The organism is Afifella sp. YEN Y35, assembly GCF_047553465.1.
Taxonomy (GTDB): domain Bacteria; phylum Pseudomonadota; class Alphaproteobacteria; order Rhizobiales; family Afifellaceae; genus Afifella; species Afifella aestuarii.
Genome location: NZ_CP180203.1, coordinates 2,793,494 through 2,814,406 on the forward strand (window position 1 = coordinate 2,793,494; position 20,913 = coordinate 2,814,406).

At 63.2% G+C, this 20,913-nt stretch carries 18 protein-coding genes, 1 tRNA gene and 1 riboswitch; of the genes, 12 read left to right on the plus strand and 7 right to left on the minus strand.

The window, feature by feature from the left end:
- Positions 1-247 precede the first annotated feature (247 nt).
- The 8 genes from ACK8CP_RS13210 to ACK8CP_RS13245 all read left to right on the plus strand — a co-directional run bounded on the left by ACK8CP_RS13210 (position 248) and on the right by ACK8CP_RS13245 (position 8,694).
- Positions 248-649 carry a MerR family transcriptional regulator gene (locus ACK8CP_RS13210; RefSeq protein WP_234629732.1) on the plus strand — a complete coding sequence of 134 codons (402 nt, stop codon included), beginning with the start codon at positions 248-250 and terminating at the stop codon, positions 647-649.
- Between the two features lie 139 nt (positions 650-788).
- Positions 789-2,597, plus strand: coding sequence for an acyl-CoA dehydrogenase C-terminal domain-containing protein (locus ACK8CP_RS13215; RefSeq protein ID WP_414832115.1), 1,809 nt, complete (start codon positions 789-791; stop codon positions 2,595-2,597).
- Between the two features lie 78 nt (positions 2,598-2,675).
- On the plus strand, positions 2,676-3,884 hold the full coding sequence (locus ACK8CP_RS13220) for an acetyl-CoA C-acetyltransferase (protein WP_414832116.1): 1,209 nt from the start codon (positions 2,676-2,678) through the stop codon (positions 3,882-3,884).
- 3 nt (positions 3,885-3,887) lie between these two features.
- Entirely contained in the window at positions 3,888-4,355 is a 468-nt protein-coding gene (locus ACK8CP_RS13225) for a cupin domain-containing protein (protein ID WP_414832117.1), read from the plus strand.
- Positions 4,356-4,374: 19 nt separating this feature from the next.
- Positions 4,375-6,579: a 3-hydroxyacyl-CoA dehydrogenase NAD-binding domain-containing protein gene (locus ACK8CP_RS13230; protein WP_414832118.1), complete on the plus strand. Its 2,205-nt coding sequence runs from the start codon at positions 4,375-4,377 to the stop codon at positions 6,577-6,579.
- A gap of 16 nt (positions 6,580-6,595) precedes the next feature.
- Positions 6,596-7,147: a thioesterase family protein gene (locus tag ACK8CP_RS13235; RefSeq protein WP_414832119.1), complete on the plus strand. Its 552-nt coding sequence runs from the start codon at positions 6,596-6,598 to the stop codon at positions 7,145-7,147.
- Positions 7,148-7,280: 133 nt separating this feature from the next.
- Positions 7,281-7,943 carry a helix-turn-helix transcriptional regulator gene (locus ACK8CP_RS13240; RefSeq protein ID WP_234629738.1) on the plus strand — a complete coding sequence of 221 codons (663 nt, stop codon included), beginning with the start codon at positions 7,281-7,283 and terminating at the stop codon, positions 7,941-7,943.
- A gap of 16 nt (positions 7,944-7,959) precedes the next feature.
- Positions 7,960-8,694 carry a thermonuclease family protein gene (locus ACK8CP_RS13245; protein ID WP_414832120.1) on the plus strand — a complete coding sequence of 245 codons (735 nt, stop codon included), beginning with the start codon at positions 7,960-7,962 and terminating at the stop codon, positions 8,692-8,694.
- A 26-nt stretch (positions 8,695-8,720) separates the two neighbouring features.
- Here ACK8CP_RS13245 and ACK8CP_RS13250 read toward each other — a convergent pair whose 3' ends face one another.
- On the minus strand, positions 8,721-9,812 hold the full coding sequence (locus tag ACK8CP_RS13250; protein ID WP_414832121.1) for a 2'-deoxycytidine 5'-triphosphate deaminase: 1,092 nt from the start codon (positions 9,810-9,812) through the stop codon (positions 8,721-8,723).
- A gap of 158 nt (positions 9,813-9,970) precedes the next feature.
- Positions 9,971-10,048, plus strand: a riboswitch (SAM riboswitch).
- Between the two features lie 55 nt (positions 10,049-10,103).
- On the opposite strand from ACK8CP_RS13250, the gene ACK8CP_RS13255 reads away from it, so the two are divergent.
- Entirely contained in the window at positions 10,104-11,291 is a 1,188-nt protein-coding gene (locus ACK8CP_RS13255; protein WP_234629741.1) for an O-succinylhomoserine sulfhydrylase, read from the plus strand.
- Between the two features lie 12 nt (positions 11,292-11,303).
- Here the strand turns inward: ACK8CP_RS13255 and ACK8CP_RS13260 are convergent, their stop codons facing one another.
- Entirely contained in the window at positions 11,304-11,906 is a 603-nt protein-coding gene (locus ACK8CP_RS13260) for a CDP-alcohol phosphatidyltransferase family protein (RefSeq protein WP_414832122.1), read from the minus strand.
- 105 nt (positions 11,907-12,011) lie between these two features.
- On the opposite strand from ACK8CP_RS13260, the gene ACK8CP_RS13265 reads away from it, so the two are divergent.
- The gene (locus ACK8CP_RS13265; RefSeq protein WP_414832123.1) at positions 12,012-12,833 is read left to right on the plus strand and encodes a transporter substrate-binding domain-containing protein; all 822 of its coding nucleotides are present in this window, start codon (positions 12,012-12,014) and stop codon (positions 12,831-12,833) included.
- Positions 12,834-12,842: 9 nt separating this feature from the next.
- Here ACK8CP_RS13265 and ACK8CP_RS13270 read toward each other — a convergent pair whose 3' ends face one another.
- Together ACK8CP_RS13270 and ACK8CP_RS13275 are read right to left on the minus strand one after the other, a co-directional pair.
- The gene (locus ACK8CP_RS13270) at positions 12,843-13,652 is read right to left on the minus strand and encodes a sterol desaturase family protein (RefSeq protein ID WP_414832124.1); all 810 of its coding nucleotides are present in this window, start codon (positions 13,650-13,652) and stop codon (positions 12,843-12,845) included.
- Positions 13,653-13,685: 33 nt separating this feature from the next.
- Complete coding sequence (locus ACK8CP_RS13275; RefSeq protein WP_234629745.1) at positions 13,686-14,099, minus strand: tellurite resistance TerB family protein; 414 nt, start codon at positions 14,097-14,099, stop codon at positions 13,686-13,688.
- A gap of 177 nt (positions 14,100-14,276) precedes the next feature.
- On the opposite strand from ACK8CP_RS13275, the gene ACK8CP_RS13280 reads away from it, so the two are divergent.
- Both ACK8CP_RS13280 and ACK8CP_RS13285 read left to right on the plus strand, forming a co-directional pair.
- On the plus strand, positions 14,277-15,887 hold the full coding sequence (locus ACK8CP_RS13280; RefSeq protein WP_414832125.1) for a lysine--tRNA ligase: 1,611 nt from the start codon (positions 14,277-14,279) through the stop codon (positions 15,885-15,887).
- Positions 15,888-16,018: 131 nt separating this feature from the next.
- Positions 16,019-16,093 (plus strand) — tRNA-Gly (locus ACK8CP_RS13285).
- Between the two features lie 319 nt (positions 16,094-16,412).
- On the opposite strand, the gene ACK8CP_RS13290 is transcribed toward ACK8CP_RS13285, so the two are convergent.
- From ACK8CP_RS13290 to ACK8CP_RS13300, 3 genes are all read right to left on the minus strand, one after another.
- Entirely contained in the window at positions 16,413-16,685 is a 273-nt protein-coding gene (locus ACK8CP_RS13290; protein ID WP_414832126.1) for a hypothetical protein, read from the minus strand.
- A 259-nt stretch (positions 16,686-16,944) separates the two neighbouring features.
- The gene (locus ACK8CP_RS13295; protein ID WP_414832127.1) at positions 16,945-19,062 is read right to left on the minus strand and encodes a catalase; all 2,118 of its coding nucleotides are present in this window, start codon (positions 19,060-19,062) and stop codon (positions 16,945-16,947) included.
- A 280-nt stretch (positions 19,063-19,342) separates the two neighbouring features.
- Entirely contained in the window at positions 19,343-20,821 is a 1,479-nt protein-coding gene (locus tag ACK8CP_RS13300; protein ID WP_234629748.1) for a glycosyltransferase, read from the minus strand.
- Positions 20,822-20,913: the final 92 nt, after the last annotated feature.

Below are 20,913 nucleotides of genomic sequence, written 5' to 3' on the forward strand. Positions count from 1 at the left end.
TGACGTTAACTCTGCCATGTTTTGGACGATTTCTCATGTTGAGCAGCCGGGAAAGCAGCCTGACAAGGAACCGGGGCGGCAGACGCCCCGTTCACGTTTCATCGAAGCCCGTAGGCTGGACCTATAGGCTCATGATTGACGTGCGCTATTGTTCGGTCGAGAGACTGCGACCTCAATCAAAGTGAACGTACTCACGCCCGACCGGCGGAAAGCTGGCGCTTACGGCGGGTGCAGAAAGTGGACGTGAATGACTTACAGCATCGGTGAATTGTCGCGCGAATTCGGCGTGACGCTTCGAACCCTACGATTTTACGAAGACAAGGGCCTTCTCAACCCGCGTCGCGAGGGACTGAACCGCATCTATTCCCGGCGCGACCGGGCACGGCTCAAGCTCGTCCTGATGGGCAAGAAGGTCGGCTTCTCACTGGTGGAGATCAAAGAAATCCTCGATCTCTACGATCTCAAGGACGGCGAAGTTCTGCAGATGCAGGTGGCTCTCGATAAGTTCGAGGGACAGGTTGCCGTCCTCAAACGGCAGAGAGAAGAGATTGAGCACGCCATCGACGAATTGTCTCAAACGATGGATTCGGTGCGCCAGATCCTGACGCAGAAGCAGGACGAGCAGAAGCAGGCCGGAGAGGCCGCGTAAGTCTTAGAAGACGTTGCGTCATGCTCAAAAACCCGCGCATTTCCGCGGGGTGAGGGGCGTGTGCGCGCTTGTCAGTGACGAAATCAGACGATAAGGGAAGGTCGACCTAGCTGACGTTTACGTAAGGGTAAGCTCTCCTATGCCGACCTATTCCGCTCCTGTTCGCGATACGCTTTTCGTCCTCAACGACGTGCTTGGAATTGGCCGTCTTTCGAACCTCCCCGGATTTGCCGATGCCGTTGGCGAAGTCATGGAAGCGGTTCTGGAAGAAGGCGGCAAATTCTGCCGCGAGGTCCTCGCACCCCTCAATCAGGTGGGCGACCGCGAAGGCTGCACGCGTCACGACGACGGCCGCGTGACGACGCCTTCCGGCTTCAAGGATGCCTACCGCCTTTATGCCGACGGCGGCTGGGTGGGACTGGCGGCAGATCCCGATTACGGCGGCCAGGGCCTGCCTTTCGTCATCGCCACAGCCGTCGGCGAATTTCAGGCCTCGGCCAATATGGCGTGGTCGATGTATCCGGGCCTTGCCCAGGGCGCCATCGCCGCCCTTTCCGCGCATGGCAGCGACAGCCAGAAGAGTGCGTATCTGCCGCGCCTGATCACCGGCGAGTGGCTTGCCACGATGAACCTGACGGAGCCGCATTGCGGCACTGATCTCGGCCTCATCCGCACCAAGGCGGTGCCGCAGGAGGATGGCAGCTACCGCTTGAGCGGCCAGAAGATCTTCATCTCCGGCGGTGAGCATGATCTCACGCCCAACATCGTTCACCTCGTGCTGGCGCGCATCGAAGGCGCTCCCTCCGGCGTCAAAGGCCTTTCCCTCTTCCTGGTGCCGAAGCGCCTGCCGGATGCGGACGGCGCGCCCGGCGAGGCGAACGGCGTCACCTGCGGTGCGATCGAAGAGAAGATGGGCATTCATGGCAATGCCACCTGCGTCATGAATTATGACGCCGCGAAGGGCTGGCTTGTCGGCGAAGCCCATAAGGGCCTCAAAGCGATGTTCACGATGATGAACGAGGCGCGGCTCGGCGTCGGCCTGCAGGGACTGGCACAGTCGGAAATTGCCTATCAGAACGCCGTCACCTATGCGCGCGACCGGCGCCAGGGGCGCGCCCTGTCGAAGAAGAACGGAACCGCCGGCGAGCCTGCATCTGCCGCCGACCCGATCATCGTGCATCCTGACATCCGCCGGATCCTAATGTCGGTGCGCGCCTTCAACGAGGCGGCGCGCGCGCTCATGCTCGACACCTCGCTCAAATCCGATATCGCCACCCGCAGTCCCGATCCCGCCGCCCGGCAGGCAGCGGAAGATTGGCTCGCGCTCGTCACGCCGGTGATCAAGGGCGTCTTCACCGACCGCGGCTTTGAAAACGCCGTCGCCGCGCAGCAGGTCTATGGCGGCCATGGCTATATCGCGGAATGGGGCATGGAGCAGTTCGTGCGCGATGCGCGCATCGCCATGATCTACGAGGGCGCCAACGGCATCCAGGCGCTCGATCTCGTCGGGCGCAAGCTCCCCGCCGACAATGGGCGCGCCATCACGGCATTCCTGACCGAGATCGCGACCTTCCTCGCCGAAAACGCTGAGGACGCGACGCTTGCACCGCTCGTCCCAGCCCTGAAGGAGGGGCTCGACCATCTGCAAAAGGCGACGATGTGGCTCGCCAAGAACGGCATGCAGGACCCGGACAATGCAGGTGCCGGTTCCACCGATTACATGCACCTCTTCGGTCTTGTCGCGCTCGGCTATATGTGGGCGAAAATGGCGCAAGCGGCCGGCAGAGCGCTCGCCGCAGGCGCGACGGAGGATCAGAGCTTCTACGAAAACAAGCTTCTCTTCGCCCGCTATTACATGGAACGGGCGATGCCGGAGACCGGAACGCGCCTCAGACGGATCGCCACGGGCGCCGAGACGACGATGGCGCTGCCGGCTGAGGCTTTCTGAGGCCTCCCAGACGTCAAAACCAAACAGAACATCGTATCTGCGGAGCCCTCACCGCGGATCGCCAGGGCAGGAGAGAACATGTCTGAAGCCTATATCTTTGACCATGTGCGCACGCCGCGCGGCCGCGGCAAGAAGGACGGAGCGCTGCACACCGTGCCAACGGTGCGGCTTGCGGCAACCGCACTTGAGGCCGTGCGCGAGCGCAATGGCCTCGACACGAGCCTCGTCGACGATGTGATCCTCGGCTGCGTCGATCCGGTCGGCGAAGCGGGCGGCAATATCGGGCGCGCCGCGGTTTTCGCCGCCGGTTACCACCAGTCGGTTCCCGGCATGCAGATCAACCGCTTTTGTGCGTCGGGTCTCGACGCAGTCAACATGGCGGCGGGCCAGGTCGTCACCGGTCACCATGATCTCGTCGTCGCCGGCGGCGTGGAATCGATGTCACGTGTCGGGCTCGGCGCCTCCGGCGGCGCCTGGGCCGTCGACCCGCAGGTCGCCGTGCCCGCCTATTTCATGCCGCAAGGCGTCTCCGCCGACCTCATCGCCACCAAATACGGCTTCACCCGCGACGATTGCGATGCCTATGCGGTGGAAAGCCAGAAGCGCGCCCATGCCGCCTGGGAAGAGGGCCGCTTCAAGCACTCGATCGCGCCGGTCAAAGACCCGACCGGCCTGCCGCTCCTCGAACGCGACGAGCATCCAAGGCCCGAAACCGACATGCAGTCTCTCGGCTCCCTCAAGCCGTCCTTTGCGGGCGTCGGGGAGATGGGCGGCTTCGATGCCGTCGCCATCCAGGCCCATCCGGAAGTCGAAAAGCTCCGCCACGTCCACCACGCCGGCAATTCGTCGGGCATCGTCGATGGCGCGGCCGCCGTCCTCATCGGCAATGAACAGGGCGGCAAGGCCGCTGGTCTCAAGCCGCGCGCAAAAATCCGCGCCTTCGCCAATATCGGTTCAGAACCCGCTCTGATGCTGACCGGGCCGGTCGACGTGACCGAAAAGCTCCTGAAGCGCTCCGGCATGCAGTTTTCCGACATCGATCTCGTGGAGATCAACGAGGCCTTCGCCTCCGTCGTGCTGCGCTACATCCAGGCCTTCGATCTCGATCCGCAAACGGTCAACGTCAATGGCGGAGCGATCGCCATGGGCCATCCGCTCGGCGCGACGGGTGCGATGATCCTCGGGACGGTACTCGACGAATTGGAGCGGCGTGATCTCAACACCGCCCTCGTGACCTTGTGCATCGGCGCCGGCATGGGCACGGCGACGATCATCGAAAGGGTCTGAGCCATGCCGAAAATCGACATCGATCAGATCCCCGAGGTGAACTCCACCGGCTATCCGGCACCCTACGACGCGCTGGTGGCCGGGCGTTTCCGCAAGCGCCTCGGCAATGCCGGCGGTCTCGACCAGTTCGGCGTCAATCTCTGCCGTCTGCAGTCCGGCGCCGCCTCGTCCCAGCGCCACTGGCACAAGGCGGAAGACGAATTCGTCTTCATCGTCGAAGGCGAAGTGGTTCTCGTCGAAGACGGCGGAGAGACGATCCTGAAGGCGGGAGACGCCGCCACGTTCAAGGCGGGGGTCGCGAACGGCCATCAGCTCATCAACCGCAGCGACAGGGACGCGCTCGTCCTCGAAGTCGGAACACGCTCCGGCGCCGAAACCGTGACCTATCCCGACATCGATTTGCACGCCGTCACCGACGACGGTGCACCCGGCTACACGCATAAGGACGGCACGCCTTACGAGCGCGCCTGAGCCTGGGGAGAAACAAACAATGACCTACGAGAATTTCACCTGCGAAACGGGTGGCGACGGGATCGCTCTCGTCACCTGGGACATGCCGAACCGCTCCATGAACGTCTTCACGGAGACGGTGATGGAGGAGCTCGCCGCAATCGTGGACTGGGCGGTGGCCGAAGACGCCGTGAAGGGCGTCGTCATCACCTCGGCGAAAAAGGATTTCACCGGCGGCGCCGATATCAACATGCTCTCCGACCTGCTCGGCACGTTCGAAGCCAAGAAGGCGGAGAACCCGCAGGCGGCCACGGCCGAGCTTCTGGAACGCGCCTCGCGCATGTCGCACCTCTATCGCCGGATCGAGACCTGCGGCAAGCCGTTCGTCGCCGCCGTAGCCGGCACCTGCATGGGCGGCGGGACCGAGTTGATGCTCGCCTGCCATGGCCGCGTCGTTGCTGAAAACGCCAAGATCGGGCTGCCGGAAGTCAAGATCGGTATCTTTCCGGGAGCCGGCGGCACGCAGCGCGTGATGCGCATGGCGGATGCCGTTGCGGGCCTGCAATTCCTTCTGCGCGGCAACACGCTCAAGGCCGAGGCCGCCAGATCGATGGGCCTCGTCGAAAAGGTTGCTCCGGAAAGCGAGCTCGTCGAGACCGCGAGGACGATGCTGAGCGAGGGTGTATCCCCCGTCAAACCATGGGATCAGGAAGGCTACAAGCCGCGCGGGGCGACCGCCGTCTGGACGCCCGGCGGCTTCCAGTTCTGGCCTGCCGCGAACGGCCTCTACCGCAAAGAAACGCAGGACAATTACCCTGGCGCACGGGCGATCATGCAGGCCGTCTTCGAGGGCGTGCAACTGCCGATGGACCTCGCGCTTCAGGTGGAGAGCCGCTACTTCGCCAAGACGCTGCAGACCAAGGAAGCCCAGGCGATGATGCGCTCGCTCTTCGTCTCGCTGCAGGCGCTCAACAAGGGGGCCCGCCGTCCGGCCGACGTGCCGGCAAGCGAGCTGAAGCGCGTCGGCGTTCTCGGCGCCGGCTTCATGGGGGCGGGCATCGCCTATGTCACGGCGCGCGCCGGCATGGGGGTCGTCCTCATCGACCGCGACCAGGAGACGGCGGAGAAGGGCAAGCTGCATTGCGCGAGCCTTCTCGAAAAGGAGGTGGCGCGCGGGCGTATGAGCGAAGAAGCCGCTGCCGGCATTCTTGACCGCATCGTCGCAACGCCCGATTACGCCGCACTCGCCGATGCCAATCTCGTCATCGAGGCCGTCTTCGAGGACCGCAAGGTCAAGGCCGAGGTGACGGAGAAGGTGAAGGCGCATCTGCCGGAGGGCGCGATCTTCGCCTCCAACACTTCGACGCTGCCGATCACCTCGCTTGCCAGGAACTGGCGCTCGGAAGAGGAGTTCGTCGGCATCCACTTCTTCTCCCCCGTCGACAAGATGCAGCTCGTCGAGGTGATCCTCGGCGAAAAGACCGGTGACAAGGCACTCGCCGTCGCCCTCGATTATGTGCGGGCGATCCGCAAGACGCCGATCGTGGTCAACGATTCGCGCGGCTTCTACGCCAATCGCTGCGTCACCGCCTATCTCCTCGAAGGCCATCTCATGCTTCTGGAAGGCGTACCGCCGGCAATGGTGGAAAACGCCGGCAAGATGGCTGGCATGCCCGTCGGGCCGTTGTCACTCACCGACGAGGTCGGCGTCGATCTCGCCTGGAAGATCGTCAAGGCGACGGAGGCAGATTTCGGCGAAGGCGCCGTTTCGGCCGAGCAGAAACGCCTCTTGTCGGATATGGTGGAAGGCCGCGAACGCTTCGGCCGCAAGAACGGCAAGGGCTTCTATGATTACGCCGGCAAGGAAAAGCACCTGTGGCCGGGGCTTTCCGAGATCGTGACGCCGCAATCGGCGGACGGTTTCGATTTCGCCGAATTGAAGGAACGCCTTCTCGTCACGCAGGCGCTGGAAGCGGCCCGTACCGTCGAAGAAGGCGTGATCGAGGATCCGCGCGAGGCCGATCTCGGCTCGATCCTCGGCTTCGGCTTTGCACCCTTCACCGGCGGAACGCTCTCTTATATCGACTTCATGGGTCTCAAAGAGTTCGTCGCGAAGGCGGAAAGGCTCGCCGAGAGTTACGGACCACGCTTCAAACCGAACGCGCTTTTGAAAGAGATGGCGGAGAAGGGCGAGACGTTTTACGGCCGCTTCGGCAGGACGGACGAGCGCGAAAGGGCGGCCTGAGGTCGATGTCTAGCTGATGTATGTCTGGGGTAGACTTCTGAAGTTGGGGCTTTCGGGAACGAAAGCCCCTCTTCCCGTTCCGTTCGGTGTCTCGGAATTGTCGTTTCTCACCTGGCCGTGGGATTGCGACACCAATCTCCATATCACCAACGGTCGCTATCTGATGCTGGCCGATATCGGCCGCTTCGATCTTTTCCGCCGCTTTGGCTTGTGGGACGAGGCGATGAAACGCGGCTGGGCACCGATGCTCGGCGGCGTCAACATCGTCTTCCGGCGCGAAATCCGTATGTGGCAGCGCTTTCAGCTCACCTCGCGCATCGTCACCTGGGAGGGAACGAGCGTCGTCGGCGAGCACCGTTTCGTGCTCGGCGAAAAGGGTGAGGGGCAGGTTGCCGCCCAGGCACTGACCTGGGGCGGCATCTATGATCGTAAGGGCAAGCGCTTCGTGCCGCCGGAGGAAATGTTCCAAATCCTAGGGATTACGGCCGAGCCGCCGGAGCCCGACGAGAACGTCGCCGCCTTCCTGGCCGCACAGCGCACCCTGCGAGAGCGTGTCAAGGCTGGGTGAAAACGCTTTGCCGCCTGGAGAAAAGCACGCAACGCAAGAAAATCGGTCGTGCCGGCCACCGGCACAGTTGTGCTCCTGCCCTATTAAGGACTATATTCCTTAATCACGCGCAGGGCGGGAGCGCCCCACGATCATGGTCTGGACACACGCTACTGTTTGGGGCGCCATCGATGCGCTCGCCAGCCGCCACGGTCTCACTGTGTCCGGGCTGGCACGCAAGGCTGGCCTCGACCCGACCGCCTTCAACCGTTCCAAGAGATGCAGTGCCGATGGCCGGCCCCGCTGGCCCTCGACAGAATCCATCGCCAAAATTCTGACGGCGACCGGAGCCTCGCTCGAGGAATTCGTCGGCCTCGTAGAGACGCGCACGCGCTATGGGGGCCGGGCCGTTGACGTACGTTTGCCGGCCCCGGCGCAGGTGCCGCTTCTCGGCCTTGCCCAGGCCGGTGCGGGAGGCTTCTTCGACGATGGTGGTTTTCCCGTCGGCCAGGGATGGGACGAGATCGACCTGCCGGTAGCCGACAGCGAAGGCTCCTATGCGCTCGAAGTCAGCGGCGATTCCATGCTGCCGCTTTACCGCAACGGCGATGTCATCATCGTCTCCCCGACCTCACAATTGCGGCCGGGGGACCGGGTCGTGGTGAAGACGACAGAGGGCGAGGTGATGGCCAAGACCCTGCAACGGCAGACGACGGACGCCGTCGAATTGCATTCGCTCAATCCGGAGCACCCCGACCGGGTGGTGCCGCGGACCGAGATCGAGTGGATCGCACGCATCATCTGGGCGAGCCAATAAAATTCGGCCGTCCCAGATGCGCGCCCTGACCCTCGTCAGCCTCCTTCTCGTCGTCGGGCTCGTTTTCGGGCTTTTTGCGCTTCCCTCGCCCGCCCCCGACGAGGGCACCGAGGAACCACCAGCCGCACCGCAAGCGGCACCGCCGCCGGCGCTCCCCCAAGAGGTCGAGCCCGCGACGCGCAATGTCACGCCGCGCGGCATGACACTTGGTCCCAAGGTGAGCGGGCCGCTCCTGCGCGTGGAGCCACCGGAGCCTGTACACCCCCGCAAAGACGAGGCGGAGCAGCGGGGGGAGCAGAAGACCGCGCCGACGGAAAGAACCGAGCGTCTCTTCCGCCCCGTCGTTGCCGGCCTCGGCAAGATCGAAAGCGGCGAACACAGCGTCAGGCTCGCGGGGATCGAGCCGCTCGCGCCCGATGCGAGCTGCGGCAAGCCGGTCTGGCCGTGCGGCATGATGGGACGCTCGGCGCTGCGGCGCCTCATCCGGGCGCGCGCCATCGACTGCACGATCCCGGCGGGCGCGGCGACGCTGCCAGAGACGACGTCATGCCGGCTCGGCGATATCGATCTCGGCGAATGGCTGGTGAGCCAAGGCTGGGCGAAAGCCACCGCGGCCCGCTATCAAGACGCGGAAAAGGCGGCGAAACGCGAGAAGCGGGGCCAGTGGAGCACGCAAAGACCAGGCTTCACACCCGACGCAGAGGAGACTGCACCATTCTCCTCCGACCTCCCCTCAAGCTCGCCTCTTTGACCGGGCGTCGGCCCGACAGGCGCGCCTCAGACGCGAAAATGCTTGGAGAGCTTGAGTGCCTGGCCCTGATAATTTGAACCGAGCCCAGCGCCATAAAGCGCCTTGGGCAGCGCCGCCATGCGCTCATAGACGAGACGGCCAACCGTCTGCCCGTGTTCCAGGATGAACGGCACCTCCCGGCTCCTCACTTCCAGCACCGCCCGGCTGCCGCGGCCGCCTGCCGTATCGTCGCCGAAGCCCGGATCGAAAAAACCCGCGTAATGCACACGGAATTCGCCGACGAGCGGATCGAAAGGCACCATCTCCGCCGCCGTCTCGGCGGGCACATGCACGGCCTCGCGCGAGGCAAGAATATAGAACTGATCGGGATCGAGGATCAGCCCCGCCTTGTCGCTCGGCCGCAAGGGCTCCCAGAAATCGGCAACCTCATAGGCGTCCGGACGGTCGACATCGATGACGCCGGTGTGTCGCTTGCCGCGATAGCCGATGAGGCCATCCTCGCCGCCGGCAAGATCGACGGAGAGAACGAGACCTTCGAAAAAGCGCGGATCGCTCGACACGAAGGACGTCGTCTGCAGCGTGCCAAGCTCTTCGTCAGAAAGGCGCGCATGGCCGCAGCGGAAGCGGATCTGTGCCAGACGCGAGCCGGTGCGGACGAGAACCGGGAATGTGCGCGGCGAGATCTCCAGATAAAGCGGTCCGCGATAGCCCGCCGGGATCTGGTCGAACGCGTCGCCATTGTCGGCGATCACCCGCGTGAAGACGTCGAGCCGGCCGGTCGAGCTTTTCGGATTGGCGCTCGCGGCGACCTCTTGCGGCAAGGCCAGGGATTCCAGCAACGGCACGATATAGACGCAGCCGGTTTCGAGAACGGCGCCGCCGGTGATGTCGAAGGCGTGCAGCTTGAAGCGGTCGAGCTTTTCCTCCACCGCGCAATCGCGCCCGGGCAGGAAGCTCGCGCGCACACGATAGGCCGTCTCGCCGAGGCGGAGATCAAGGCTCGCCGGCTGCACCTGTCGGGCATCGGGCGGCGTGGCGAGATCGATTTCGCCTGCCGCGATCATCGCTTCGATCGCGCTGTCGGGCAAAATGCCGTCGCTGTTTTCTTTTGCGTTCATGCCCCTCGGTTAGCGGAAGCCAAGGGCCACGCCAAGTCGGCAGTTTCCGCCGCCTCTTCACTGTGGTCGCGCCTTTTGCCGCCGCCTGACGCATTCCAGCATCGCAGTCTTTCCTCAAGTGCAGCATTGACGCCGACCAAGTCGAAGAGTAATCGGCCCGAGGACTTCGTGGTGATTTGGCCGGCCGGCTTGCAGCCACGTAAAACAACTCGCTAAAAGGTCGGGGCGCATTCGACCCGGTCTGGCGGCGGCCCGGCCGGGTTTTCGTTTGCTTGAAGGCAGGAATGCGCCGTGACAGACAAAAAGTCTCTTCGCCCCGCCACGCAGCTCGTGCATGGCGGCACCACAAGATCTCAGTTTTCTGAAACCTCCGAGGCACTCTTCCTCACGCAGGGTTTCGTCTATCCGAGCGCGGAAGCCGCCGAAGCGCGCTTCAACGGCGACGATCCGGGTTACGTCTATTCGCGCTATGCGAATCCGACGGTTGCGATGTTCGAGGAGCGCATGGCGCTTCTGGAGGGAGCGGAAGCGGCGAAGGCAACGGCCTCCGGCATGGCCGCAGTGACGGCGGCACTCCTCGCCGACATCGAAGCCGGCGACCACGTGGTCGCCTCGCGCGCGCTCTTCGGCTCCTGTCTTTACATCGTGTCGCAGCTTCTGCCGCGTTTCGGCGTCACGTCCACGCTCGTCGACGGCTCCAACCTCGATGAATGGCAGGCGGCAGTCACGCCCAAGACCAAGGCGCTGTTCCTCGAAAGCCCTGCCAATCCGACGATGGAGCTCGTCGATATCGCCGCCGTTGCAGAAATCGGCCGCAGCGTCGGTGCCCGTCTCGTCGTCGACAATGTCTTCGCGACGCCGATCTTCCAGAAGCCGCTCGAACTCGGCGCCCATACCGTCGTCTATTCCGCCACCAAGCATATCGACGGCCAGGGCCGCTGCCTCGGCGGCGTGGTTCTGTCGAATGCCGAATGGGTGGAGGAAAAGCTCCTGCCCTTCGTCAAGCATACCGGCCCGGCGCTCAGCCCGTTCAATGCCTGGGTGCTTCTGAAATCGCTCGAAACGCTGGAACTGCGCGTGCGGCGCCAGGCGGAAACGGCGGCAAAACTCGCCGAGATCATCGGCGCACATGCGGCCGTTGCCCGTGTTCTTTATCCCGGCCACCCGGACCATCCGCAGGCCGAGCTTGCCCGCCGGCAGATGCGCGGCGGCGGCACGATGATCGCCATCGACATGAAGGGCGGCAAGGACGCGGCCTTCCGGCTCGCCAACGCACTGCAGATCGTCAGCCTCTCCAACAATCTCGGCGATGCCAAGAGCCTCATCACCCACCCGGCGACGACGACGCACCAGAACGTCGCGGAAGAGGTACGGCGCGAGCTCGGGATCACCGAGGGTATGCTGCGCTTTTCCGTCGGCCTCGAAGATCCCGAAGACCTCGCAGAAGATGTGGCCCAGGCGCTCGACGCAGCGCTCTGACCGGCTCTCGCATCAGAAGGTGCGCCAACCGAGCAGAATGCGCGAGGTCGTCGTCACGGCGCAAAGCGCCGCAAACAGGTAGGCGAGAGGCGGAAAAGCCGCGGGAAACAGGCAGAAGGCGAGGAAGAAGACCACCGTCTCCGCGCCTTCCATGAGACCCGTCGTGAAGTAGAGCGACTTCACACCGCGCTGGTCGGTCGTGATTTTCTTCTTTTCCGCCATCACGGCGAAGGCGAGAAAGCTCGCGCCGTTGACGTAAAAGGCGAGAAGCAGGATCGCGGCCGCAAGTGCGTTGGCGTCCGGATCGGCGAGCGCGAAGGCGGCGGGGACGAGGCCGTAAAAGGCAAAATCGAGCGTGATGTCGAGAAAGCCGCCGCGATCGCTGAGCGCAGTCGCACGTGCCACGGCGCCGTCGAGCCCGTCGGCAAGGCGGCCCAAGAGAATGAGAACGAAGGCGAGTGCATAGGCCTCGACGACAATTGCACCAGCTGAGAGCAGGGCGAGACCGAACCCTGCCAACGTCACCTGATCGGCGGTGACACCGCGGCCGGCGAGCATCCGGCCGAGAGAGTTCAACCCGGGTTCAATCTGCTTGCGGATAAGCCCGTCGAGCATCTCCCGCCTCCTCGCGGTCTCGTTCGCTGACGCTCGCTCCTCTAGCGGTCCTGTCAGCAAGACACTATGAACGATTGCAAACGACCTCGTGATTGGCGCGCCGTCTTGCCGAGACTTTTCCTCTTTCTCGCGATCCTCTTCATCGCCGCGGCCGGCGCGGCGAAGGCCGAAGATCCGGTGATCCCCAATTTCTGGGATCCGCGATCCCGCATCGAGCGGCCCAATATGGATGCGGTCGGCGCGATCCGCTTTCTCGTCACGGACGATTTCGCGCCGTTCTCGTTTCGCGACCGGCACGGAGACCTGGTCGGCTTCGACATCGACCTGATCCGGGCCATGTGCGAGGCGCTCGAGGTCCAATGCGCGGTGCAATCGCGCCCGTATGAGACGCTGGAGACGGCGCTTCGGGACAAGGAGGGCGATGCCATCATGGCAGGGCTTTCGCCCGACCCGGAAGGCGAGGATCCGCTTCTCGCCACCCGCCCCTATCTCAAGATACCGGCACGCTTCGTCACACTGAAGGAGACGGAGTTCGCACCCGACAGCGACAGTGACGGCTTCGTCGGCGTCGTCTGCCACAGCGCGCATCAGGCCTTTCTGGAAGATTATTTCCCGAAGGCGCGTGTCGCCTGTTACCAGAACCCGGCCGCCGCTCTGCAGTCCTTGCAGGAAAAGCGTCTGACCGCCGTCTTTGGGGATGCGCTCAGTCTCGCCTTCTGGCTGCACGGCGCGGGATCAAAAGATTGCTGCCGCTTCGCGGGCGGGCCTTATCTCAACGATGCCTATTTCGGCGACGGGCTGCAGATCGCCGTGCGGCCGCAAGAGCACGAGCTCAAGAGCGCCCTCGATTACGCCCTGCGCGAGACCTATCGCAACGGCACCTATGCCGAACTCTATCTGCGCTATTTTCCCGTCGGTCTGTTCTGAGCCGGTGCCTCAGGCGCCGCGCCGGAAGGGGTAGAGAAGTGACCAGAGGAAGCGCGCCGGCGCGCCATCCTGGTGCGGCTTGAGGCCCAGACGCATGCCCACCTGCCCGGCCTCGGGATCCTGCGTATAGACGCGGAAGAGCCGGTCCCAGACGGAAAAGTTGAAGCCGTAATTGCTGTCGGTTTCGCGCCGCTCCACCGAATGGTGGATGCGGTGCATGTCCGGCGTCACGATCAGGAAGCGCAGCGCCCGGTCGACGCGGTCGGGCAGGCGGACGTTCGAATGATTGAACATCGCCGCGCCATTCAGAACGATCTCGAAGAGAAGAACCGACAGGACCGGCGCGCCTATGAGGACGACGAAGGCCGCCTTCAAGCACATGGAGATGAGGATCTCGATCGGATGAAAGCGCAGCGCCGTCGTCACGTCGACATCGACGTCGGCGTGGTGCACGCGGTGGACGCGCCACAAAATCGGAATCTTGTGAAAGGCGACATGCTCCGCCCAGACGGTGAAATCGAGCAGAATGAACGCAAGGACGCCGGCGAAAATCGGATCGAGGCCGAGCGTTCTAAACAGCCCAAAACCCTGCACTTCGGCAAAGATGGCGGCGCCGACCGCCGCCATCGGAAAGATCACCCGCAGGACCGCGACATCGACGAGAAGGACCGCAAGGTTCGTCACCCAGCGCCGGCTCTTGAGCGGATGCGCTTTACGACGCGGATAAGCGAGCTCAAATGCCGCCATCGCGCCGAAAATGCCGAAGAAGGCGAGAAGCCGAATGCCGGCTTCGGAAAAGAGAAATCCGAAACTCATCACGCCCCGTTCGATGGCCCTGGCCGCTTCGCGGCCTTAAACGCGACGGTAGCGGGCCGTAGCCGAACGCTCCAGGGCCGCCGCCGTCAATTTGTCGATAGCGAGCCGGTCGCGCAGCAGGCTGAGAAAGCGCAACTCCTCCTGCGGCAGATCGAGATCGGCCACCGCCACTTCGACAACCATGGCGTAAAGCGTGTCGTAGAGCTTCTCAGGCACCGCGTCTTCAAGCAGCGACAGCATGTTTTCGAGCCCGTCCGCCCCGGCGAGAATTTCGGCCGCGGTGCGCGACACATCCGGCAGGCGGTCGCTGTCGAAGCCTGAAAAGACCGGCAGAGAGCGCGTCAGATTGCCGATCGTCATGAGTTCGGGATCCGCCATATGGCCGTCCACGGCCGAGACCGTGACCATGGCGTAGACGAGGGCATCCTGGGTGGAAACCGTTTGCGGCATTCTGGGCTCCTTGGCCGGCTGATACTGCCGCGTAGCTATGTTCGCCCACGCCCCTTCGCAAGCTGGCCTGCGCCTCGACGGCACGCTTTCCTTGCGCTAGAGCTGCGCTCCCAGATTGCGGCACCGGCTCATGACGACCCGGCATCGCCCACAATCGCTCAACCACCAGGATGAAAAATGTCTGCCCAATCTCTGCCCGAAGAATGGCTCGCCGCCGCACAAGTCTCGAAGGCCTGGCCTTTCGAGGAAGCGCGCAAGCTGATCGATCGGCTGGAGAAACGTGGCGGAGACAAACGCGAAATCCTGTTTGAGACCGGCTATGGCCCCTCCGGCCTGCCACATATCGGCACTTTTGGCGAGGTGGCGCGCACGACGATGGTGCGCCACGCCTTCCGCGTTCTGACGAAAGACAGCGTGCCGACCCGCCTCCTCTGCTTTTCCGACGACATGGACGGCCTCCGCAAAGTGCCGGAGAACGTGCCGAACCGGGAGATGATGGAGGCGCATCTCGGCAAGCCGCTGACGGAGGTGCCGGACCCGTTCGGCTCCGAGCACGGCAGCTTCGGACGGGCGAACAATGCGCGGCTGCGCGCCTTTCTCGACACATTCGGCTTCGAGTACGAATTCGCCTCGGCGACGGATTACTACAAGAGCGGCCGCTTCGACGAGACGCTTCTCAAGATGCTCGCCGTCTACGAGAAAGTGCGGGCGATCATTCTGCCGACGCTGGGCGAGGAGCGGCGCGCCACCTATTCGCCCTTTCTGCCGATCTGCCCGCGGACCGGTATCGTCCTGCAGGTGCCGACAATCGCGCGCGATCCTGAGGTCGGCACCATCACCTATCTCGATCCGGAGACGAACGAGGAAGTGACGGTGGGCGTCACCGGCGGCCAGGTGAAGTGCCAGTGGAAGGCCGACTGGGCGCTCCGCTGGACGGCGCTCGGCGTCGATTACGAGATGGCCGGCAAGGACCTCATCGATTCCGTCCGCCTCTCCTCGCAGATCTGTCGGGCGCTCGGCGGCAACCCGCCCGAGGGCTTCAATTACGAGCTCTTCCTCGACGAGAATGGCGAAAAAATCTCAAAGTCGCGCGGCAACGGGCTCACCATCGACGAGTGGCTCGCCTATGCCTCGCCGGAGAGCCTGGCGCTCTACATGTTCCAGAAGCCTCGCTCAGCGAAGCGGCTTTATTTCGACGTCATCCCGCGGGCGGTCGATGAATATTTCTCGCATCTTGCCGCTTATGACGCGCAGGCGCCGGAACAGAAGATCGTCAATCCGGTCTGGCACATCCATTCCGGAAAGCCGCCCGAAGTCGAGATGCCGGTCTCGTTCGCCATGCTTCTCAACCTCGTCTCGGCGTCGAATTCCGAAGATGCGCGTGTGCTTTGGGGCTTCATCTCCCGCTATGCGCCGGGGGCGAGCGCAGAAAGTCATCCGGCCCTCAACGAACTCGTCGGCTACGCGATCCGCTACTACAACGATTTCGTCAAACCGACGAAGAGCTTCCGCGCGCCGACGGACACCGAGAAAGCCGCTCTCGCCGATCTCGACCAGCGTCTTGCGGCGCTGCCGGACAATGCCAGCGGCGAGGAGATCCAGAACGAGGTCTATGCCGTCGGCAAGGCGCACGATTTCGGCAATCTCCGCGACTGGTTTCAGGCGCTCTACCAGGTGCTTCTCGGCCAGGACCAGGGGCCGCGCTTCGGCTCCTTCGTGGCGCTTTACGGCATCGGCGAGACACGGGCGCTGATTGCAAAGGCGCTCGAAGGCGACCTCGCCGCATAAGCGGCTGGCCGGCGCGCGGCCTCTGGTCGTCTCGACCATAGCGGCGTGCCGTGCCTCTTCAGAGAAAATGCGGCGGCCCTTCCGATCCTGCTTGACGGGAGGGCCGGCCGCGGCCAATTTGCGACCCGGCTGCGGGCGTAGTTCAGTGGTAGAACGTCAGCTTCCCAAGCTGAATGTCGTCGGTTCGATCCCGATCGCCCGCTCCACCTTTCCTCTCCGACGAGCAGCGCCGCCTAACTTCGCTGGAGCGTCACCAGCCGGACAACACTGCAAACCATGAGCGGCTTCGGACGTGAAGCTCAATGCGGCAGTCCTTCCACTCAAGGACCAGCCGCGGTCAGCCAACAGCTCAAACATAACTGAGTTTCGGCCTGTCAGCGCGGTCGACTGACGACCGGAACCTAACTATATGCGATTTACTTAGGGCACCCGGCAATCTCGATCTGCGACTTTGTGTCAGGCTATTTGGCAAATTTTTTGTACATACCCACTTGTCTCCCTAGACATATTGATCTTCCTTTCTCGTTACTCAACCTTGGAGTGCAGCAAACCATGGTCATTCTTGTCGCCTGGATAATCTGCGCTGCGGTCACAGCAGCTATCGCAAGCAGTAAAGGCCGAAATGGGTTCGGCTGGTTTTTCGTAGGGCTGATTATTGGAGTATTCGGAATCATCCTGGTAGCAGTACTTCCTCACGCGCATGCTCGACCCGTCGATCGAATCGAAGATCTGAGGAAATGCCCTCGTTGCGCCGAGTTTGTGAAGCGGGAAGCGGTGGTCTCTCGCTTTTGTGGTCATGAGTTCTCCCCGGATGAGGCACGTTCGCCGCATCAACTCAATTTCCGTGGCGTGCCCTAAGCGGTGGAGCAGAACGGAATGGTACGAGCCCTTTTCGAAGGCCAGGAGCGTACTTGGCCGAGCACCTTCGAATTCAAACGGGAAGTATCAGCACCGAACATCTATAGCACCAAATCTTGAGCGGGGTGAGCGAGCCGACTGAAGCGGATCCCGCGGCCGAAGCTGTGCCTGCCATCTTCGGTCTAGCCGTAAAGATCGTTCAGCCTGCGCTCACTTTCGGTTCCCGCTCCCACACGCGCAGCTTGCCGAGGCTCTTCACGAAGTTCTTCGCGTCGCCGGCGTCGGAAAGAGCGACGCAGCCCGCATCCATGTCGGAGGCAATGCCCGCCTTCTCGAACAGCATCTTCGCCGCCTGCGAATAACCGATGAACTTGCAATGCACGAACGCGTCGGAGACGAAATCCTTCGCGGGCGGCATCTTGGCAAGCGCGGCGACCGCATCCTCGGACGTCAGGATCGCCACCGCGTCGTAAAGGACGGAAGGGCCGCCATCGATCTTCTCATCGGCCTCGATCCAGGTGCCGTCGGAGGCTTCGACGCCGCCCACCATAGGCGCCACGAATTCGATCATCGCACCCTCGGCCTCGACAGCCGATTTCAGGGTTTTCACGAGATCGGCGTCGACGCCGTCGGTGACGAGCACGCCGAGCTTGCGGCCGGCAAAGCTCTCCGGGCCGTTCAGAATGATTGAGAGCTTGGGCGAAGCCTTGAGCTCCATCTTCGTCGGCATGGCCGCTTCGATCGGCTCCGGCATCTTCTTGAGACGCAGCCCGTCCGCCACCTTCTTCGCCAGCTTCTCATCGACGTTCCTCAGATGAGCGACGATGCGGGCGCGGATTTCAGGCGTCTCCACCTTGGAAAGCTCGAACGTGAAGGCGGAGATGATGTGGCCCTTCTCCACATCGGTCTGCGACAGGTAAAATTGCCGGGCCTGGCTGTAATGATCGGCGAAAGTCTCGGAGCGCACGCGGCCCTTCTCGCCCTCGACGGCTTCCGGATACGAGGCAAATCCCGTCTTCGGGTCCTCGCGCGGCCCGCCTTCCTCTCCACTCCAGGAATTCGGCTCGTAGTTCGCCCGTCCCACCGGATTGTGGAACGCCATGTGGCCGTCCTGCTGGAAGTGATGGAAGGGGCAGCGCGGGGCGTTCACCGGCAGATGCGTGAAATTGGTGGAGCCGAGGCGCGACAGCTGCGTGTCGAGATAAGAGAAGTTGCGCCCCTGCAGGAGTGGGTCATTGGTGAAGTCGATGCCCGGCACGAGATTGCCGGTATGGAAAGCGACCTGCTCGGTCTCGGCGAAGAAATTGTCGACGCAGCGGTTCAAGACCATGCGCCCGACCGGCTTCACCGGCACCTCTTCCTCCGGAATGATCTTCGTCGCATCGAGGACGTCGAAATCGAACTTCTCGGCAAAATCCTCATCGAAAAGCTGCAGGCCGAGCTCCCATTCGGGATAGTCGCCCATCTTGATCGCGTCCCAAAGGTCGCGGCGATGGAAGTCCGGGTCGGCACCGTTCAGCTTCAACGCCTCGTTCCAGACGACCGATTGCATGCCCTGCTTCGGCTTCCAGTGGAACTTGACGAAGGTCGATTTGCCCTCGGCATTGACGAAACGGAAGGTGTGGACACCGAAACCTTCCATGAAACGGAAGGAGCGCGGGATCGTGCGATCCGACATGATCCACAGGGCCATGTTGATCGATTCCGGCGTCAGCGAAATGAAGTCCCAGAAATTGTCGTGCGCCGTCTGCGCCTGCGGGAAGCCGCGATCCGGCTCCTGCTTGGCGGAATGGATGAGGTCGGGAAACTTGATGGCGTCCTGAATGAAGAAGACCGGGATGTTGTTGCCGACAATGTCCCAGTTGCCTTCCTTCGTGTAGAATTTCACAGCGAAGCCGCGCACGTCGCGGGCGAGATCGGCCGAGCCTTTGTTGCCGGCCACCGTTGAGAAGCGCACGAAGACATCCGTCTTCTCGCCCGGGCGCTGAAAGAGATCGGCCGCTGTGATATCGGACAGGCTCTCGTAGGTCTCGAAATAGCCATGCGCCCCGAAGCCTCTGGCATGCACGACGCGCTCCGGGATCCGCTCATGATCGAAATGGAAGATCTTCTCACGGAAGTGCTGATCTTCCAGAAGCGTCGGCCCGCGGCGCCCGGCTTTCAGTGAGTTCTGGTCGTCGGAGACGGGCGCACCCTGCGCCGTCGTCAGCGACGTTCTCTTGCCATTCGCGACCTGATGAACCTCGCCGCCCGTGCCGCGCAGCACCTTCTGGTCGGCGAAGTCGACGGGTTTCATATCCTGCTCAGATCTTGCCATGAGACTGTCTCCTCGATGCGGGGCTGCCCGTTGTCTGTCTCAGGCGCAACACGGGCCCGACGGGGGCCGTTCCCTCAAATGACGGAGACTTTCTTTAGCTGCACAACGGACGTGGCCGAGCGCGCCGCTCGAGGGCGGATGATGCATCCGTGTCGGCCGTGATCTTGCCGCTCTGGCGGACGTACCATCGCCTTGGCCAGACTCGTGAGAGGCGGGCGGTGATACAATCACCATCCGGCCTCTTCACGAAGATCAGGTGCACCGATCGGCCGCTCGACGATCAGGCGGCAGCGCGGCCGTCGAGCGTCTCCGCCAGCACGCGCAGCCAGTTGCGGACATGGGCGAAGACCAGGAACTCGTTATGCACACGCTGCTGCGCGCTCAGGCCGAAGGCGTCGCGATGCTCCTGGTCGAGCAAGAGCTCGGTCAGCGTGCGGGCGATGTCGTCGGTGTCGTGGGCGTCCTTCACGAGGCGGCCATCGAGATCCGGCCGGATCTGCTGGCGCAGGCCCGCCGCCGGAGATCCGACGATTGCCGCGCGCTTCCACATCGCCTCCGTGACCGTCAGGCCAAAGCCTTCCCGAACCGAATTCTGCACGACGATATCGGAGCAGCGCTGCAGCGCGTTGACGATCAACGCGTTGTTCTTGGGTGAGGTCATCGGCAGGGAGATGACGGCGATCGCCTCCTGCAGGTCGGGATCGAGCGAGAGATAGGTGTCCATCACCTCTTGCAGCGCCTCCAGACCTTCCGGATCGTCGGTCACCGATTCCGGATCGGGACCGGCAAGCACCAGCCGCGCCAGATCGAGCGGGTGGCGCTCCTCCTCGCTCAGCGTGTTCGTCTTCAAGGCTTCTTTCATCTTCACGAAGCCCTGCATCAACGGCAGCCAGCCCTTGAGGCGGTCCCAGCGGGACACCTGCGTGACGATGGGCCGAAAAAGAAGGCCGAGGTCTTCAGGCTCGGTCGCCGGGGCCCATTCGCCGTTGCTCTGTAACCTCTGGGCACGCTCTTCGAAAGGCGGCGTCAGCGTCGGGCCGGTCGCCGTGATCAGACCGCCATTGGCGAGGATGCCGGCCAGCTTGTGCACCGGCAGATCCCGGTTCTTGTTGCTCAAAGGATCGATGGAGGGGTGGATGATGCTGGCCCGTCCGGCGAGACATCGCGGGATATATTCCGGCGCCGTGAAGACGGTGTGGTCGTATTTCACCGCCCATTGCTCGAGAAACTCCCAGGCCGCGATGGTCTCCGGCGTCTCCTCGTCGAGGCCGATATGGCAGCGCCAGATCGCGGTCAGGTCCATGCGCTCGCGCAGAAGCGCGCCGGCTCCAAGCGGCTGCGGATCGTGGATGACGAGAACGTCGTTCGGCTTCACGAATTCGGCGAGACGGGCCGCCACCGAGTGGCTCACCTTCTCGTAAAGCGCATGTGCGCCGTTGCCGAGGTCGGGGTCGCCCGCGCCATGGATGAGATTGTGGATCTGCTTGGTCAGGCGGAAAAACGCGTCCTCGTCGCTTTCCATGACAAGCCAGTTGGCGTCGACACCGAGTTCGCGCAGCATGGTGATCAACGGCGGCAGAAGCTCCGCAACGCCACCCCCATGGGCCGTCGAGTTGACCATCCAGACCCGCCGTCCCTGCAATTTCGGCAGGAGCATTTCAGCTTCGTCGCGAAGGTCGCGCACATCGTTGCTGAGATGCGCGATGCGCTCATAATCCTTCAGCGAGGCGTGGTGGTTGGAATCGATGAGTCGTGCCATGCCTGTTCTCAAATCCTCATGGGTTCAAAGCCGCAAATGCAAAACCTATGCCTTTGGCTCGATCGGGGAAGATCACACTTTGGCGGGGTCAC

Bases quoted from the DNA above. Each gene is read 5' to 3' on its own strand.
- ACK8CP_RS13210 (WP_234629732.1), top strand. From the start codon at position 248: ATGACTTACAGCATCGGTGAATTGTCGCGCGAATTCGGCGTGACGCTT.
- ACK8CP_RS13215 (WP_414832115.1), top strand. From the start codon at position 789: ATGCCGACCTATTCCGCTCCTGTTCGCGATACGCTTTTCGTCCTCAAC.
- ACK8CP_RS13220 (WP_414832116.1), top strand. From the start codon at position 2,676: ATGTCTGAAGCCTATATCTTTGACCATGTGCGCACGCCGCGCGGCCGC.
- ACK8CP_RS13225 (WP_414832117.1), top strand. From the start codon at position 3,888: ATGCCGAAAATCGACATCGATCAGATCCCCGAGGTGAACTCCACCGGC.
- ACK8CP_RS13230 (WP_414832118.1), top strand. From the start codon at position 4,375: ATGACCTACGAGAATTTCACCTGCGAAACGGGTGGCGACGGGATCGCT.
- ACK8CP_RS13235 (WP_414832119.1), top strand. From the start codon at position 6,596: ATGTATGTCTGGGGTAGACTTCTGAAGTTGGGGCTTTCGGGAACGAAA.
- ACK8CP_RS13240 (WP_234629738.1), top strand. From the start codon at position 7,281: ATGGTCTGGACACACGCTACTGTTTGGGGCGCCATCGATGCGCTCGCC.
- ACK8CP_RS13245 (WP_414832120.1), top strand. From the start codon at position 7,960: ATGCGCGCCCTGACCCTCGTCAGCCTCCTTCTCGTCGTCGGGCTCGTT.
- ACK8CP_RS13250 (WP_414832121.1), bottom strand. From the start codon at position 9,812: ATGAACGCAAAAGAAAACAGCGACGGCATTTTGCCCGACAGCGCGATC.
- ACK8CP_RS13260 (WP_414832122.1), bottom strand. From the start codon at position 11,906: ATGCTCGACGGGCTTATCCGCAAGCAGATTGAACCCGGGTTGAACTCT.
- ACK8CP_RS13275 (WP_234629745.1), bottom strand. From the start codon at position 14,099: ATGCCGCAAACGGTTTCCACCCAGGATGCCCTCGTCTACGCCATGGTC.
- ACK8CP_RS13280 (WP_414832125.1), top strand. From the start codon at position 14,277: ATGTCTGCCCAATCTCTGCCCGAAGAATGGCTCGCCGCCGCACAAGTC.
- ACK8CP_RS13290 (WP_414832126.1), bottom strand. From the start codon at position 16,685: ATGACCACAAAAGCGAGAGACCACCGCTTCCCGCTTCACAAACTCGGC.
- ACK8CP_RS13295 (WP_414832127.1), bottom strand. From the start codon at position 19,062: ATGGCAAGATCTGAGCAGGATATGAAACCCGTCGACTTCGCCGACCAG.
- ACK8CP_RS13300 (WP_234629748.1), bottom strand. From the start codon at position 20,821: ATGGCACGACTCATCGATTCCAACCACCACGCCTCGCTGAAGGATTAT.